This is a genomic window from Halomonas sp. LC1 (assembly GCF_030247125.1).
Taxonomy (GTDB): domain Bacteria; phylum Pseudomonadota; class Gammaproteobacteria; order Pseudomonadales; family Halomonadaceae; genus Vreelandella.
Map to the genome: position 1 here is coordinate 186309 of NZ_JASSPG010000004.1, position 15390 is coordinate 201698.

Below are 15390 nucleotides of genomic sequence, written 5' to 3' on the forward strand. Positions count from 1 at the left end.
TTGTGAACTGACACCTCAATCGTGGGGCTTTGCTTGGTACTAAAGAACTTATAGCGCCGCTAACGCCTCGCTAAGGCCCTTCTGGGTCAGAGCGTGATAGGCCGACGTCACCGCCTGTGCGAACTCGTCGTTTTTAGCCAGTTCGCTGGGCACGACATCGTCCATGGCTAAGAAAGCGGTTACCAGCGCCCCCGCGGCTGAACGGTTGCTGGCATCATGCCTCTGATGCAATTGCGCAAAGCGCTTAGCCAACGGGTCATCGACCGTGTAGCGATTACCCTGGAGATCTTCACCTGCGGTATAACGAATCCAGGCCGCCATGCCGAGTGCCACACAAGGCGAGGGTTGGCCAGTACCAGCACGCTCCAGCGTACCCGACAACCATCGCTGCGGAAGCTTCTGGCTGCCATCCATGGCAATTTGCTGCAGACGGTGACGCAAACTGTCATTGGCAAAGCGCGCCAATAGCGAGTCGGCATAAGCCACTAAGTCGATACCCTCGGGCATATCGAGTGTCGGTGCGGCTTCCTCAAGCATGTAACGACGCAACAGTGTGCGCAGTTCGGCTTGATGAATACCGTCAACAACCGTCTCAATGCCTGCCAGTGCACCAAGATAGGCAAGCAGTGAATGACTGCCGTTCAACATGCGCAGCTTCATGGTTTCAAAAGGGGCCACATCGGCCACCATTTCCACCCCTTCTGCTTCCCAGCCTGGCCGCCCCTGGGGAAAGTGGTCTTCAACCACCCACTGGGAGAAGGCTTCACACACTACGGCATTGGCATCGGGTATTCCCAGCGCCGCCAAACGCTCAAAGTCTGCATCCGTCATGGCTGGCACAATGCGATCTACCATACTGCAGGGAAAGGCCACCTCATCGGCAATCCAGCGGGCCAGCGTCGGATCGCGGTACTCGGCCAATTGCACTACCGCCTGCCGTGTACGCGTTCCGTTGTCGGGCATGTTGTCGCAAGAGAGCACTGTAAAGGGAGGAATCCCCGCCTCACGCCGCCGCGCTAACGCTTCCACCAACAATCCAGGCGCGGTTCGGGGCTGTTGTGGAGAGGCGATATCGTCGATGATCATCGAATCATCACTTCTTAACTCACCGCTCGCTGGGTTGAGAAAGTAGCCCTTTTCGGTAACCGTCAAAGTAACGATACGAATGTCTGCAGAGGCCAACCGTGCCAGTAACGCTTCCCTATCACGGCCCCAGTCGCCTGCGTGATCACAGCCAGAAAAGAGGGTCTCTTCGATCACCCCAATTTCACGCAGCGTCAGGTGTTGGCTGTTGGCGTACTCCGCGACATGATAGCGATACCCTGCCGCAGCAAGATCATCAACCAGCCCAATACTGGAACGCAAATTAGCGCTACACACGCCCCACCCAACATCACCGCTGCGCTGACGGTAACGCTCTAGGTACACCGCCTGATGGGCACGATGAAATGCACCAAGTCCGAGATGAACAATGGCCAGCTGGCTCGATGGTGGAGCTGCAGATATAGACTCAACGTTTGGCATCGTTAGCTCCTACCAGTGCCACAACGTACCATCTTCCAGGCGATTCACCGGAAGGCTGGCACGTTTATAGGGGTATTGTTTGGCCAGCGTTTCATCAATATCCACCCCGTGCCCCGGTGTTTCACCGACAATGAAGTGCCCATCGACAAACTGGTAGTCATGCGAGAAAACGGTATCTACCACTGCCTCGTGGGGCATATGTTCCTGAATACCGAAATTAGGCACCCACGTATCGAAATGAATAGCGGCACCCAGGCATACCGGTGATAGATCCGTGGCCCCATGAAAGCCCGTACGGACATGGTAAAGCGACGCAAGATCAGCGATTCTGCGCATGTGAGTAATGCCACCGCCATGACTCAGCGGCGTACGAATATAGTCAATCAGCTGTGCTTCCAACAGCTCGCGATAGTCATGAATTGAATTGAACACTTCCCCCACTGCTAACGGCGTGGTTGAGTGCTGGCGAATGAGCCTAAAGCTTTCCTGATTCTCTGCGGGCACACAATCTTCCAGCCAAAACAGGTGGTAGGGTTCTACTTCTTTCGCTAGGCGCGCGGCTTCAATGGGCGTCAAACGGTGGTGAACGTCGTGCAGGACATGGATGTCGGCACCGAACTGCTCCCGCACGGCCTCGAATAGCTTGGGCACGTGGTTCAAATACTTTTCGGTACTCCAGACATTCTCACTGGGCAATTCTGCATCGGCGGGCTCATAGCGCTCTCCGTCCTTCTTGGTCACGCCATACGTGGTAGGAATACCCGGGACACCTGCTTGCACTCTGACCGCGCGATAGCCCAGCTTCACATGTTTCTCTACCTCACTGAGACAAGCATCAATATCCTTGCCAGTACAGTGAGCATAGGTCATCACTCGCTCACGGCTTTTCCCACCCAGTAACTGATAGAGCGGCAACCCTGCCACCTTGGCCTTGATATCCCAAAGGGCCAAGTCCACCGCCGCGATAGCCGACATAGTGACAGGCCCACGCCGCCAGTAAGCACCGCGATAAAGAAAGTGCCATATATCTTCAATTCGGCTTGCATCACGGCCAATCAGTGCCGGTAGAACATGCTCTTCCAGGTAAGCCACCACTGCCAGCTCACGCCCATTTAGCGTCGCGTCACCAATACCGTAAACACCGGATTCAGTAATAATTTTGAGTGTTACAAAGTTACGTCCTGGCGACGTAACAATTAAATAAGCGTCACTTATAATCATCATTATTCCATTACGAAGAGTAAAAGGTAATCAACGCTCAAAGAGGTAGCGCTGCACATTGTCATAACAAACGGCGCGCACCATTTCCCCGACTCGATCCACGTCGCGAGGTAGCTCACCACGCATCATCTGAGCCCCCAGCATCTGGCAAAAAATACGCCGGAAATAGTCGTGCCTGGAAAAGGACAAAAGGCTGCGTGAGTCTGTCAGCATGCCAACGAAGTGACGCAACAAACCAAACTGCATCTGGGTCGTTAACTGCCGCTCCATGCCATCACGTTGGTCGTTAAACCACCAGGCAGCGCCAAATTGAACCTTGCCGGGAATGCCATCCCCCTGAAAAGAACCGGCAAGACCCGCCAACATCTCGTTGTCCCGTGGGTTGAGGTTATAAAGTACGGTGCGTGGAAGCTGATGTTCCCGGTCGAGCGCGTCCAACAGCGCCGCCAAGGGTTCGGCATAGGTAGTATCACCAATGGCATCGAAGCCGCTGTTCGCGCCTATCTCACGTCGCCCCCGCTGGCTTAAGTCACGCAAGGCACCAATGTGGAGCTGCATGACCCAGCCCCGACGGGCATACTCCTTGCCCAGCCATAACAGAACCGCCGTGGTAAAACCGTGGGCGTCATCACTGCTCAGCGCCTCCCCGCCCTTTCTTCGCTCCAGAATACGATCAAGCTCATGGACGGCAGGTGGTACGACAAACACTGGCTTTTCTAAACTGTGATCGGAAAGGCAGCACCCTGCCCCCTCAAAATGTTCCAATCGTTGGTAAAGAGCTGCCAATAAATCATCGAAGCGCTGAATATTCAGGCCGCTGGCCGCTTCGAGCTTTGCCAGATAATCGATAAAACCCGGTTGCTCAATCTTGAGTACCAAGTCGGCACGGAAAGTAGGCAGCATGGTTGGGCCAGCGCCACTGGTTGCATGCCGTTGGTGGTCGGCCAAGCTGTCGGTGGGGTCATCCGTGGTACAAATGGTACGCACGTTGAAGCGCTTTAAGATCCCTTGAGCACTGAGCTGAGGCGCTGCCAACCGCTGCTGCGAGGTCTGCCACACTTCCTCCGCCGTTTCTGCCGAAAGAAGCACATCGTTGATCCCCAGTGGCTCGCGCAATTCAAGGTGGGTCCAATGATAGAGAGGATTGCCCAAGCAATCCGGCACGGTTTCTGCCCATGCTTGAAAGCGCTCCCGATCACTAACGTTCCCGGTAATACGCTGCTCTGCGACACCCGCGCAACGCATGGCTCGCCACTTATAGTGATCCCCCTTGAGCCAAAGTTGGGTCAAGTTATCAAATTGAACGTCGTTAACTATTTCAAGTGGGTCCAGGTGCGAGTGATAGTCGCAAATCGGCATGACAGCAGCATGATCATGATAGAGCCGTCGGGCAGCTTCATTTTCCAATAAAAAGTCTGCACCTATGAACTCAATATGGTCGTTAAACTTCATCGTTACCCCTTGGTCATTGAGACATTCATAGGAACTTCTACCCAAGTAACAAGTTGGGCAAAAACAGAACAATATCCGGGAAGAAAAAAATACCCAGAACCACTACGAAGACCGCAAAAGCGAAAGGCAGTAGTTCACGGCTATACTCATAAAACGAGCAGCGTAAAATGCCGCATACGGTATACATCGAAATACCGACCGGGGGTGTCATGCCGCCGAAAGTGACCAGTGTCATCATAAGCAGCCCGAAATGAACAGGATCAATACCAGCCGCTTTAATAACCGGTACTAAAATGGGGGTCAGCAACATCACCACGACAGTAGCCTCAAGTAACATGCCTAAAAAGACCAGCAGCAACGACACGGTAAGCAGTAAGGTGATATGGCTGGAGAACACGCCAAGGGTTAATTCAGCGATTGTTTGCGGGACTCTTTCAAAAGAGACGACATAACCGATAATGCCCGAGAACATAATAATGAGCATAATCATGCCAATATCTCGCACGCTGGCACGCATGGCATTCAGGATTTCTTTCACCCCCATCACCCGGTGGATAACACACCCCACTAACAGCGCATAAGCAACGGCAAACGCACCTGCTTCGGAAGGCGTAAACAACCCATAACGGATACCTACCAACAGCCACACGGGGAAGAGTATGGCCCAGATACTACTTCGCAGTGCCTTCAAGACTTCTGAGCCAGTAGGCAAGTGCTCTGTGACGGGCTGATAGCCGCGTCGTTTGGCCATAATGTAAGTCGTCACCATTAACGCAACCATCAATAAAAAACCGGGGACCAACCCGGCGATGAATAGTCGCCCTATCGAGACTTCCCCAAGGTAGCCATACAGAATCAAACCGATGCTGGGTGGAATCGTCGCCGTAATTAAGCCACCGATAGACAGCACCGCCCCTGTAAATCCAGAAGAGTAGCCACCCTTGATCATGCTTTTCCCCAACACACGGGACTGCATAGCGGCATCGGCCACTGCGGAGCCTGACACCCCACCCATCAACGTGCTCAACACAATACTTGCCTGTGCCAAACCGCCACTCATCCACCCTGCCAATAGGGTAGAGAGATGAACTAAGCGAGGGGTAATGCCACTGGCATTCATTAAGTGGCCGATAAAAATAAACAACGGAACGGCTAAGAGCGGAAAGGACTGTGTCGAAGAGACGACTCGCTGCACAGCGATACTCGTTGGCAAGAATGTTTCAGGTAGCAAAAAGTAAGAAAAGCCCGCAATTCCAATAGCAAATGCGACAGGCATGCCAATGGCCATAAGAAACAGGCCAAAAACCAGTAATAGCGCGGCTGTCATAGCGACTCCTCCACCATGTCGTCATCGTCAGCCATCAAGCTACCAATAACACCATTAGCGGATATGCGACGTACCAATGAAACCATCATCAGCAAAGCACCAATAGGAAGCGCCAAAGTGATATAGCCATAACTTAGCCCCGCCACTCCCATTGGGCGCTGCCAGTTTGAGGTGGCTAAACCGAAGCCATACCAAGCAAGAAGAACTAAAAAGAGCAGCATCATCGCAATACACAAACTGGTAATCATGAATTGCAACTTAGCGGGTAGCCGAATAACCAGCGCGTCAATGCGCACCTGACCACCATGACGTAGCGTGATGTCGGCACCTAACACGGCAGTCCAGATAAACAGGAATTGCGCTAATTCAGCACCACCAGCGAAGGGACTTCCGACGGCTCTAGCGGTTGAGCTAATAAACATGGTGAGAGAGGTACCGCCGAGCAGCAAGATGGCTAACCACTCCTCACCTTTATCGTACCAATGCCACATACAGCATTCCTCGCCCCGTAGGGCATATGGATGGTGGGTTAATAGCAAAGAGAAAAGGGGAAAGCTCCTGCCCAGAGAACCAATACGGGCAGGAGCGGAGACTCACTCTCTAGAGAGCAGTTGCTCGCGATATTGGTCGTAGCCTAACTCTTTGTAGACGCTGCCAACGCGCTCACGGAATAGATCGATATCCACATCGGTAAATGTGACGCCTTCAGCTTCCATCCTCTCCTGCACAGCGGCCTGTGCTTCCATGGTGGCTTGACTCGCCGCGTCACCCGCCTTTAAGAACTCTTCATCGATAATAGTGCGTAGCTCTTCAGGCAAGGTTTGATACCACTGATCAGAAGTGGCGATACCCGTCATTAAATGAATATGGTTCGTTAACGCCACATTCGTAATCACTTCATGGAGGTTTTGGCCTTCGGCAGCAGTTAATTGTGCTTCTGCGCCATCAATCGAGCCTAATTGAAGCGCAGAGTAAACTTCCGACCAGGGCAAGGGAGTGGCGGTTGCCCCCATGGCTTCAATCGTTTTTACCCATACTGGGGAGTTGATTGTTCGTACACGTACGCCATTCAAGTCGTCAGGTGCCTTGACTTCATTCTGAGTCAGCATCTGCCGCGACCCCTGGAACCAGTTGTAATTAAGTAGACGCAGGCCACTCACGCCTGCCAACCCTTCCACCCACTCCTGATACAGCGGCGACGCGGTTATTTGAGCGTAATCACGCGGGTCCTCAACCAAGTAAGGGGCACTTAAGATGCCAAGCTCTGGTTGATATTCCGATAAACGGCCAGCATCAATGAGAATAGCGATATTGGCACCACTGCGGATTTGCTCCACGACATCTTCATCGGAGCCCAACTGGCTATTCGGGAAAATCTGGATCGTCAGCTCACCATCAGAACGCTCTTCAATACTTTGCTGAGCGCTCTGCAAAGCCTGTGCGATAGGATCTTGGGGGCTCAATGCGATAGAGACATTGAGCTGGTAAGCAGCGTGTGCAGTTTGACTTGCGACAACCAGCGCAATCGCTGGGAGTAACCGTGTGAGCTTCATCTTCAACTCCTCAAGATAATTATTGTTGGTCATTTGTCCGCCAGCATTACGGCTGGAACTACGTCATGCAGGACAATCATTCATCTGGTTGATATGGCTGTGTTGATGTGGCTGTGTTTATGTGGAACGTGCTGGAGCAGCCAATCCCACTCCTGCAAATAAATCGGGGAAACGACGCTCAAGTTCAGGCAACGAATTCAGGATTTCACGCTGATGAACACTCATCGCTTTCTCGGCGGCGTCACTATCTGAAGCCGCTATTGCATCGACGATTGCCTGATGCTGATCGGCTAACTTAGGGATCGGTGTAGAGTCAGGAATACTCAAATAACGTACCCGGTCCAATTGCGCCTTCACATCTTCGATGACGTTCCATGCCATGACCTGTCCCGTGGAAAAGGCCAATGTGCGATGAAACATCTCATCAAGAAAAAAGAAGCGGTCATGGTCCTGGCGCTCAATACAGCTGCGCTGGCGCTCAATCAGTTCGTTAAGCTCCATTAGCACACTTTCAGAAAGTGTGCCCTTGGCGGCTTCCAGCGTAATGGCGACCTCCAGTGACTCGCGGATGAAGCGTGCCTCCAGAACCGCCTGTCGGGAAATACCCACCACATACGTGCCTCGCTGAGGGCGCACTTCAACCAACCCTGCCTCTGAGAGGCGGATAAACGCCTCTCTCACGGGCTGGCGACTGACAGCGAATAAATCCGCAATCTCCTTTTCAGAAAGCGCCTGCCCCGGTGCCAGCACCATGCGAATAATCGCTTGCCGCAATACGTTATAGAGACGTTGGCGCACCGAAACATCACTACCTTCCCTCTGCCACATCGCTTGCAAATTTGTCTTCATGTCACCCCAGAAAGTACCTATACACGCCAGCTGATACAACTAGTATGGTAGTATGGATGAAATAAAAAAAGGCTAAATGAATTAGCCTTTAGTCGACGACACAAACTCTCACATAAAAAACTACTTATTTAGCTCTATGCTCCTCTCTTCAGGATTCAGAACTGCTCCCACTCATCGGCCGACGACTGCTTGGACGGCAGCACTTTGGCGGCGGGCTTATTGAGCCCAAGCGGCTGTGGGCGGCGTAGTGCTGGCAAGGGTTGCACGCCACCTTGGGAGGTTCTGAAGGCATTGACGCTGTTAGTCAGGGCGGCGGCTTCCCCGCTCAGTGTGTCTGCCACGCGGCGGTAGCTCTCCATGTCAGTCGCGCTTGCCTGGGTGGTACTATCGATCTCGGCAATGGCGAGGCCGATCTGGGCCACGCCATCGCTCTGTTCACTCGCGGCCCGACTGATCTCTTCCATCAGGTCGTTCACCCGCTGGCTCGCTTGGCGAATGCGCTGCGTGGCGGCCTGGGTTTCACGCGTGTGAGCAGCACTTTCCAGCACGCTTTGGTTGGTATCCACGATCATGCGCTGGACTTCTTTCGCCGCGTCGGCGGTTTGATTGGAGAGCTTGCGTACCTCCTGAGCGACCACGGCAAAGCCGCGTCCGTGCTCACCCGCGCGCGCCGCTTCCACCGACGCGTTTAGCGCTAAAATATTGGTTTGAAACGCGATGGCATCGATGGTTTGCACCATGTGCTTCATCCGTTCGGACTGTTTGGTCAACGCTTCCATGGCGTGCGCCAATTCATCGGTTAAGCGGGTGGCGGTGCCCACTTCCGCTAGGTTGGTATCTGCGGCTTTGCTCGCCAGCTGCGCATTCGAGGCACTCTGGCGCACGGTGCTGGAGATCTCCTCCATGCTGGCAGCCGTTTCCTGTACTGCCGAGGCTTGTTGCTCCAGACGATCCGCCATATTGGTGTTATTGTTGAGGATTTGATTGACCACCGGGCCGATGGCTTCCATATTGCGCTGAATATCGCTGGCCGTAGAGAGCAGCGAGCGGCGCATGAGTTGAAGCGCATCCAACGTTTGGCGTAGCGATTGGCGGCGGGTGGAAGGAATCGCCGTATTCAAGTTGCCCGCTGCCAGCTGTAGCGCAATGTCTTTTAGCGAGGCGACCGAACGATTCAAAGAGCCCAAGAGCAGCGCATTCACCGACCAGATCGAGCTTGCCAAGACCAAGGCCAGTACCCCTAGCGTCCACCCCGCCAGAGAGAAGCGTTGGGTAATCCACATACCGACCCCCAGTAGCGCCACGCTCGCCAAAGAGGACAGAATGACGCGCGCCTTCACCCCTTCCCACTGGAACGATGGCAGCTTGCCACGCAGCCCTTTACGCTTGAGTTTGCCTCGCTTCAAATAGTAGGGGCAGCTATTTTCTCGCATTTGACGGTATAGATGATCGAAATAGCGCGCCTTCTCTTCGCCTGCATAAGAGCGCAGCGACGCGTAGCCTTGCAGCTCGCCTTTGTCGATCACGGGCACGACATTGGCATGCACCCAGTAATGGTCGCCATTCTTGCGTCGATTTTTGACGTATCCCTGCCAAGAGAGTCCTTCCCGCAGCGTTGCCCACATATCGCGGTACACCTCGGGCGGCATGTCTGGATGACGAACCACGTTATGGGGTTCGTTCATCAACTCTTCGATGGAGAAACCGCTCACCTCGATAAAGCGCGGGTTGGCATAGGTAATATAGCCATTGATATCCGTGCGTGAGATCAGAAAGTCGTCGGGTTCGATCGGGTAATTCGTTTGTGATACGTAGCCGTTGTTACGCATAGCCCACCCCTTTATAAGAATACCTTTATACGCCAGCCAGCCCCATGGGCGTACTATGGCTCAGGCATTAACAAAAGTAACGGCGGCTCCCCACACTGTGACATTTATTGACATTCCACACGTGGCTCAGCACCGGCTATACAACGCTTTAAAAAGCAGCGTGGGCCTTTAAACAACATTAAACATCGCTGACTAGCAAGGCACGTAAACTCACCGTCGGCTAGCCTTACACCTCAACGCCCGGGAAGGGTGTTCTCACTCGTTGACTAAGGAGCTGACGATGAATTTTGGAGCCTTCAAGGAAAAAATCGAAGCCTGCCACATTTGCGCCGCTTATTGCGACAAATGCGCCACCCTGTGCCTGCAAGAGAAGGAGGTACAAGCCATGGCCGAGTGCATTCGTATGGATATTCAGTGTGCACAAATCTGCCGCTTGGCCGCGTCTTACATGGCACAAAATAGCGAATACGCCAACGATGTCTGTCAACTTTGCGCTGATATTTGCCAAAAATGCTCCGACGAATGCGCCAAGCACGACGTCGAACACTGCCAAGAGTGCGCCAATGCTTGTCAGCAGTGTGCCAATGCGTGTGCCAACATTGCCGCTTAACGGCAGTCATCTCGATAACCGTACCAAGCCGTGCTCTCGTAGCACGGCGTTAACGCTCTCTATTGTTTTCCCATGGACACCCCTTAATGTTAGATAATCATGGCAACGTGCTTAATCGCCATTTAAACAGTGAGATTTAAATCGTCGTGAAAAGACGCCTTTCTATATTTAAAAGCACGTTCTCTTACCCGCTATGTGTATGTATCGCCCTCTCTTTAACGTTAATGGGCTGCCGTTATCCTCAAAACGTAGAACGCAGCATGAGCGATATCGAGGAGGGGACGCTATTTATCGGTATTACGGAAAACCCTCCTTGGGTAATCGCTACTGCGGCAGGCCCTCAAGGGGTCGACATTGATCTTCTCGACCGTTTTGCAGAAAGCCTCGACGCTACCATCGAGTGGCATTGGGGCAGTGAGAACGAGCTGTTGCAGGCACTCCAACATCACCAGCTCGATATCGTCGCAGGGGGCCTCACCAGCAATACCCGCCTCGGTCAGTTAGCGGCCACGACGCGCCCGTATTACACCACGCACCATGTCATCGGCATGGCCACCCGCGGCACGCAAGCCAACACGCTCGAAAAGACGTCCGTGGCGGGGCAAAAGGTCGCCGCGCCGCGCCTCAATCGCGTCATGCAGCCCATTCGCGCACTGGGCGCGACGCCGGTCATCACCTCGCGTTTACATGACGCCCCCGGCTGGGTGGCTGCACCTCATTGGTGGCTGGACGCCCACGGCTTTCGCCCTACCACTCACCGGCTCGCAAGCGAGCACCATGTCATGGCACTGCCCAAAGGGGAAAACGCGCTCATGCTGGCCCTACAACGCCATCTGAACGATAGCCACTCCCTGCATGCGCAGCTACAACGCTTCGAGGCCGCTGAATGAAAATCCGCAAGCCCTATCGCATGCCCCCAGAGAAGCAGCGTCAGCTCGATTATCTCATCACGCTTGAGTGGTGGAATTTAGGGTTTCGCGCATCCATCGTGCTAGTACTAGGGCTGGTGTTAGGCAGCAGCCAGGCCATGAAAGCGGCCTGGATCGAAGACATTCTCTCGCTCATTCCACCCGTGGCTTTTTTAGTGGCTATGCACTTTCGCAACCGCCCGCCTAACGACACGTTTCCTTACGGCTACCAGCGCGCGACGGTGATTGCGTTTTTATGCGCCGCCACGGCGCTGAGCTTGATGGGTAGCCTGCTACTGCTGGATTCGATCATGAAGCTGATCAGCCAGGAGCATCCATCGGTCGGTGCCACCACACTATTCGGCCAAACGTTTTGGATGGGCTGGCTCATGATCGGCGCACTCGTCTACAGCGTGATTCCTCCGATGGTGATTGGCCACCTCCAGACCAAAGCCGCCGTAAAAGTCCATGAGAAAACCGTCTACGTCGACGGAAAAATGAGCAAAGCGGACTGGATGACCGGCTTGGCGGCGATCATTGGCATCATTGGGATTGGTGCCGGTATCTGGTGGGCAGATGCGCTGGCAGCAGCGCTCATCGCTATCGACGTGACCAAGGACGGCGTGGTGAACCTGAAAGAGGCCGTGGGTGATTTATTGGATCGTCGCCCACGGTTTACCTCGAAAGCCCAACCTGAAGCGTTAGCCGAGATACTCGAAACCGAGCTCAAACAGGTCGACTGGGTCGCCGATGCCGCCGTTCGTCTCCGGGAAGAGGGCCACGTATTTAGCGGCGAAGCCTTCATTACTCCCCGCGATTCGCATCGATTAATCGAGCGCATCGCCTCGGCAGAGGCCATGCTGAACCACTATGATTGGCGTATCTATGAGGTGGTGGTTAGCGTGACTCCCTACGACTCATCGACCTAAGGAGCAACAATGATCGGCAATCCCTGGCTCGGCGTGATCGGCATCCTGCTCATTGCCCTCGCCAATTACGATGCCATCAAAACCACCCTGTCTGCCTCCCACTCTGGGCCGATGACCAACCGCTCCATCAGCAGCGTATGGGCCGTGTTACTGGCGATCCATCAGCGTCATCGCTGCCACCGGCTACTGTCAGCCGCAGGCCCCTGGTTGACCGTGGGGTTGATCACCATTTGGCTACTGCTTGCCCTGGCTGGCTGGTGGCTGCTGTTTTGCAGTGCCGAAGACGCCGTGGTGAACGCAACGACGAAAGCCTCCGCCAATGGAATCGAGCGCCTGTACTACGCGGGCTATACGCTGACCACCCTCGGCTACGGCGACTTCGTGCCTGGAAGTGATGGCTGGCGGATGACCCCGCCGCTCGCAGCGGCCAACGGCTTCTTTCTCTTTACGCTCACCATTACCTACATGCTGAGCATCATTGCCAACGTGACGGAGAAACGCCATGTCGCGCTCACCATCCATGCGCTGGGAGAAAGCCCTTTAGACATCCTCAGCGCCACCCACGATAACGGGACGTATACGAGTCTGGGGCAACAGCTTCAGCCCCTCCAGCAGGCCATCAGCCGCTTAGGGCAGCAGCATCTGGCCTACCCTATCTTGCACTATTACCACGACCCAAGAAGCCAAAAATCGCTGCCCGTAGCGCTTGCACGCCTGTACCAAGCGCTATCCATCGCCCAGATCGCCTGTCCTACTATCGGCCACGCAACGCGACAGCAGCTCAATATGGGCATCGTCACGTTAGAGAATTTTCTTGCCACGCTGGATAGCGCCTTCATCGATGCCGTTCCCACGCCCCCCGAGCTTCCCTACTTAGAGGCGTATCACCGCCTGCCCGGTATCGCGACTTCCCCACACGCGATACGCCAGCAGCTCGCGGAACGACAGCAGCGATTGCTCGCTGCCTATGTGCAGAAAGATGGTTGGGCGTGGCAAACGGTATGGAATGAGCCCCTGTAGCAACGCCGACTACGGTTCGCTGGCAGACGTGACCCCTTCCCATACTTCACACCGGTCCCGCCCGTTGTTCTTGGCTTTGTACAACGCGGTATCCGCCAACCGCAGTAGCCTGGCGGGGTCCATCGTGTGCGTAGGGAACGTCGCCACCCCGCAGGAGAGGGTAATGCGCCCAAGCGGCTGATGGAGATAGCTCAACGATCGATGGCGCAGCGTTTCCAGCAGCGTTTCAGCGCGGGCTTGCGCTTCCGCCGTATCGGTGCCCGGCAGCAGCGCAACGAACTCCTCGCCGCCTAAGCGGCACACCACGTCCGAGCCACGAAAATGCTGCGTCAACAGCATCGCGACCTCGATCAGCACGGCATCCCCTGCATCGTGGCCAAAGTTGTCGTTCACTTTTTTGAAGTGGTCGATATCGATCATGAGCAACGACAGTAGACGCCCTTTCCGCTGCGCCAAGGCCATCTCCTGCTGAAGCAGCGTATCGAAGTGGCGGCGGTTATAGAGCCCCGTCAACGCATCCTGCAGAGAGAGCCCTTTGAGCTGTTCGACTAGGGTATCCAGCTCCGCCGTTCGCGCCGTCACCTGCGCTTCTAGTGTCAGGTTCGCTGCGGCCAGCTGCCGCTGGGTATGGCGGTAGTGCCATAAGGAAATGGCCACGATGGCCAAAGAGAAGCCCAGCGCGCCATAACTCAAAGGCACATCACGCCAAGGGATCAACTCGTGCGCCACCAACATATCCAGCAGCAACAGCGGTGCAAACAGCAAAAAGCTAAAGACGAACAGTCGCTGTTCCAAATTCAAGCGACGAACATGCAATAGCGCCAGCAAAAGCATGACGGGCAGCGTCATCAGCAGCAGGACATCGAACACCGGGAACGTCAGCGCCAAACTGACCGCTCCAAACGCCACCAGCCCAATCGACAACACCAAATAGACCAAGTGAAGCTGCCATAACCGGGCCATCCAGCGTTTAGGCGCCCCCTCCAACCAGTGGCTCAGCAGCAGGCCCATGGCAATGGGGAGCGTAAAGTAGCTGGCAGCTCTGAGGATGTCCCAGATGAGCGGGGCATCGGCCAATAGTTGCCGAACAGGCGTCTCTGCCAACAGCATCAACCCTGACGAGAAGGCAAACAGCGCGATGGCGAAAAATCCCCGGCGCTCAGGGCCGATCATGGCAAAAATCGCCGCCAGGGTCGCCAACAGTAGGCTAAAGGCGCTGACCGCAAGATCCTGCACCGACGCCTGGAGCATTCCCTGTAGCGCATCGATACGGTCCGTGATCTCCACATCGCCCCAAAGACCGATGCTGGTGTAATCCGAGTGAATGCGCAGCGCCAGGGTTTTACCCGCCGCCCCCTCAGGCAATGCCACCAGATGCCACGGCCAGCCGATGAAGCGAGGATTCGCCATATCGCCGTGCTCATAAATCAGCGTGCCATCCAGGTAAACCTGCCCCACCAAATTGATACTGGTAATGTGCAGAACGGGATCACGCCACTCCCCGGCGGGCACGACCGTCTTGAACCATACGGCCTGTTGCCCGTTTCGCCCTGGCGGGTTAGAGGGAAAGGCAATGGGCTGCCATGGCGCCTCGGCGTCCAGGGGCGCATCACCCCAGCGGTACTCCCAATCGGTTAACGGCGCAGGCGCGCTGGCGTACGCTAACGGTAGAGTCAGCAACAGCAAAAAGGCGGCCATTACCCCTACGCCGCAAACGCGCCACATGACGTTGAAAATGCCCATCAGATCCCCTACTGACGCTATGCCAGCCTACCCTACTTTTTATTCATTCATCTTATACGCTCAAATGTGCGTTGATGGCACGTTTGATGCGTTTGAAACGCTCATCTAGTTATGGCATCAATCGTTCTCTAAATGCTCTGTTCGATATAAATGCCACTCGTTTTCGACACGGCCATCCGGCAGTCGACAGTAACGTCCCGTTCCCAAAGCGCTTTCGCGTGTCATTCGCTCGCCCCCGACGCTTTCGCAATACTCGGCGGCCGCCGTTTGCATATTGACCCCCGACGCACCAGCACAGCCGCCTAACCCCAATGCGATTATCACGACGATATATTTCATTCGTTATGCTCCTCAGCCAGCTTTGTGACAAATACGTCGCGACCGGCGGCGCTCCACAATTTTTCACAGATGAAACGAAGCCTGCA

The 15390-nt window shown here is 54.8% G+C and carries 14 protein-coding genes; 4 read left to right on the forward strand and 10 right to left on the reverse strand.

Features of this window, described 5'->3' with window-relative positions; translation table 11 throughout:
• Window positions 1–48 precede the first annotated feature (48 nt).
• The 8 genes from QIT27_RS08405 to QIT27_RS08440 all read right to left on the reverse strand — a co-directional run bounded on the left by QIT27_RS08405 (window position 49) and on the right by QIT27_RS08440 (window position 9755).
• A complete protein-coding gene (locus tag QIT27_RS08405) occupies window positions 49–1524 on the reverse strand; it encodes a mannitol dehydrogenase family protein (RefSeq protein ID WP_285263455.1) in 1476 nt (491 codons plus the stop codon).
• A gap of 9 nt (window positions 1525–1533) precedes the next feature.
• Entirely contained in the window at window positions 1534–2745 is a 1212-nt protein-coding gene (gene manD / locus QIT27_RS08410; RefSeq protein ID WP_139527061.1) for a D-mannonate dehydratase ManD, read from the reverse strand.
• A 30-nt stretch (window positions 2746–2775) separates the two neighbouring features.
• The gene (gene uxaC / locus QIT27_RS08415) at window positions 2776–4197 is read right to left on the reverse strand and encodes a glucuronate isomerase (protein ID WP_285263457.1); all 1422 of its coding nucleotides are present in this window, start codon (window positions 4195–4197) and stop codon (window positions 2776–2778) included.
• Between the two features lie 37 nt (window positions 4198–4234).
• Complete coding sequence (locus tag QIT27_RS08420; protein WP_285263458.1) at window positions 4235–5524, reverse strand: TRAP transporter large permease; 1290 nt, start codon at window positions 5522–5524, stop codon at window positions 4235–4237.
• Window positions 5521–6015, reverse strand: coding sequence for a TRAP transporter small permease (locus QIT27_RS08425; protein ID WP_285263459.1), 495 nt, complete (start codon window positions 6013–6015; stop codon window positions 5521–5523). Before QIT27_RS08425 ends, QIT27_RS08420 begins: the two co-directional genes overlap by 4 nt.
• A 102-nt stretch (window positions 6016–6117) precedes the next feature.
• Window positions 6118–7110 (reverse strand): C4-dicarboxylate TRAP transporter substrate-binding protein, encoded by a 993-nt coding sequence (locus QIT27_RS08430; RefSeq protein WP_285263460.1) that lies wholly within the window; start codon window positions 7108–7110, stop codon window positions 6118–6120.
• An 84-nt stretch (window positions 7111–7194) separates the two neighbouring features.
• A complete protein-coding gene (locus tag QIT27_RS08435) occupies window positions 7195–7926 on the reverse strand; it encodes a GntR family transcriptional regulator (RefSeq protein WP_285263461.1) in 732 nt (243 codons plus the stop codon).
• Between the two features lie 155 nt (window positions 7927–8081).
• Window positions 8082–9755 (reverse strand): methyl-accepting chemotaxis protein, encoded by a 1674-nt coding sequence (locus tag QIT27_RS08440; protein WP_159342636.1) that lies wholly within the window; start codon window positions 9753–9755, stop codon window positions 8082–8084.
• A 280-nt stretch (window positions 9756–10035) separates the two neighbouring features.
• Here QIT27_RS08440 and QIT27_RS08445 point away from each other — a divergent pair, with 280 nt between their 5' ends.
• From QIT27_RS08445 to QIT27_RS08460, 4 genes are all read left to right on the forward strand, one after another.
• On the forward strand, window positions 10036–10365 hold the full coding sequence (locus QIT27_RS08445; protein ID WP_285263462.1) for a four-helix bundle copper-binding protein: 330 nt from the start codon (window positions 10036–10038) through the stop codon (window positions 10363–10365).
• Window positions 10366–10625: 260 nt separating this feature from the next.
• Complete coding sequence (locus QIT27_RS08450; protein ID WP_285263463.1) at window positions 10626–11255, forward strand: substrate-binding periplasmic protein; 630 nt, start codon at window positions 10626–10628, stop codon at window positions 11253–11255.
• The gene (locus QIT27_RS08455; RefSeq protein WP_285263464.1) at window positions 11252–12202 is read left to right on the forward strand and encodes a cation efflux transmembrane domain-containing protein; all 951 of its coding nucleotides are present in this window, start codon (window positions 11252–11254) and stop codon (window positions 12200–12202) included. The genes QIT27_RS08450 and QIT27_RS08455 overlap by 4 nt, the downstream gene beginning before the upstream one ends.
• 9 nt (window positions 12203–12211) lie before the next feature.
• Complete coding sequence (locus tag QIT27_RS08460) at window positions 12212–13222, forward strand: potassium channel family protein (protein WP_285263465.1); 1011 nt, start codon at window positions 12212–12214, stop codon at window positions 13220–13222.
• A 9-nt stretch (window positions 13223–13231) separates the two neighbouring features.
• Here the strand turns inward: QIT27_RS08460 and QIT27_RS08465 are convergent, their stop codons facing one another.
• Together QIT27_RS08465 and QIT27_RS08470 are read right to left on the reverse strand one after the other, a co-directional pair.
• Complete coding sequence (locus QIT27_RS08465; protein WP_285263466.1) at window positions 13232–14965, reverse strand: GGDEF domain-containing protein; 1734 nt, start codon at window positions 14963–14965, stop codon at window positions 13232–13234.
• A gap of 117 nt (window positions 14966–15082) precedes the next feature.
• A complete protein-coding gene (locus QIT27_RS08470) occupies window positions 15083–15304 on the reverse strand; it encodes a putative hemolysin (protein WP_159342642.1) in 222 nt (73 codons plus the stop codon).
• Window positions 15305–15390: the final 86 nt, after the last annotated feature.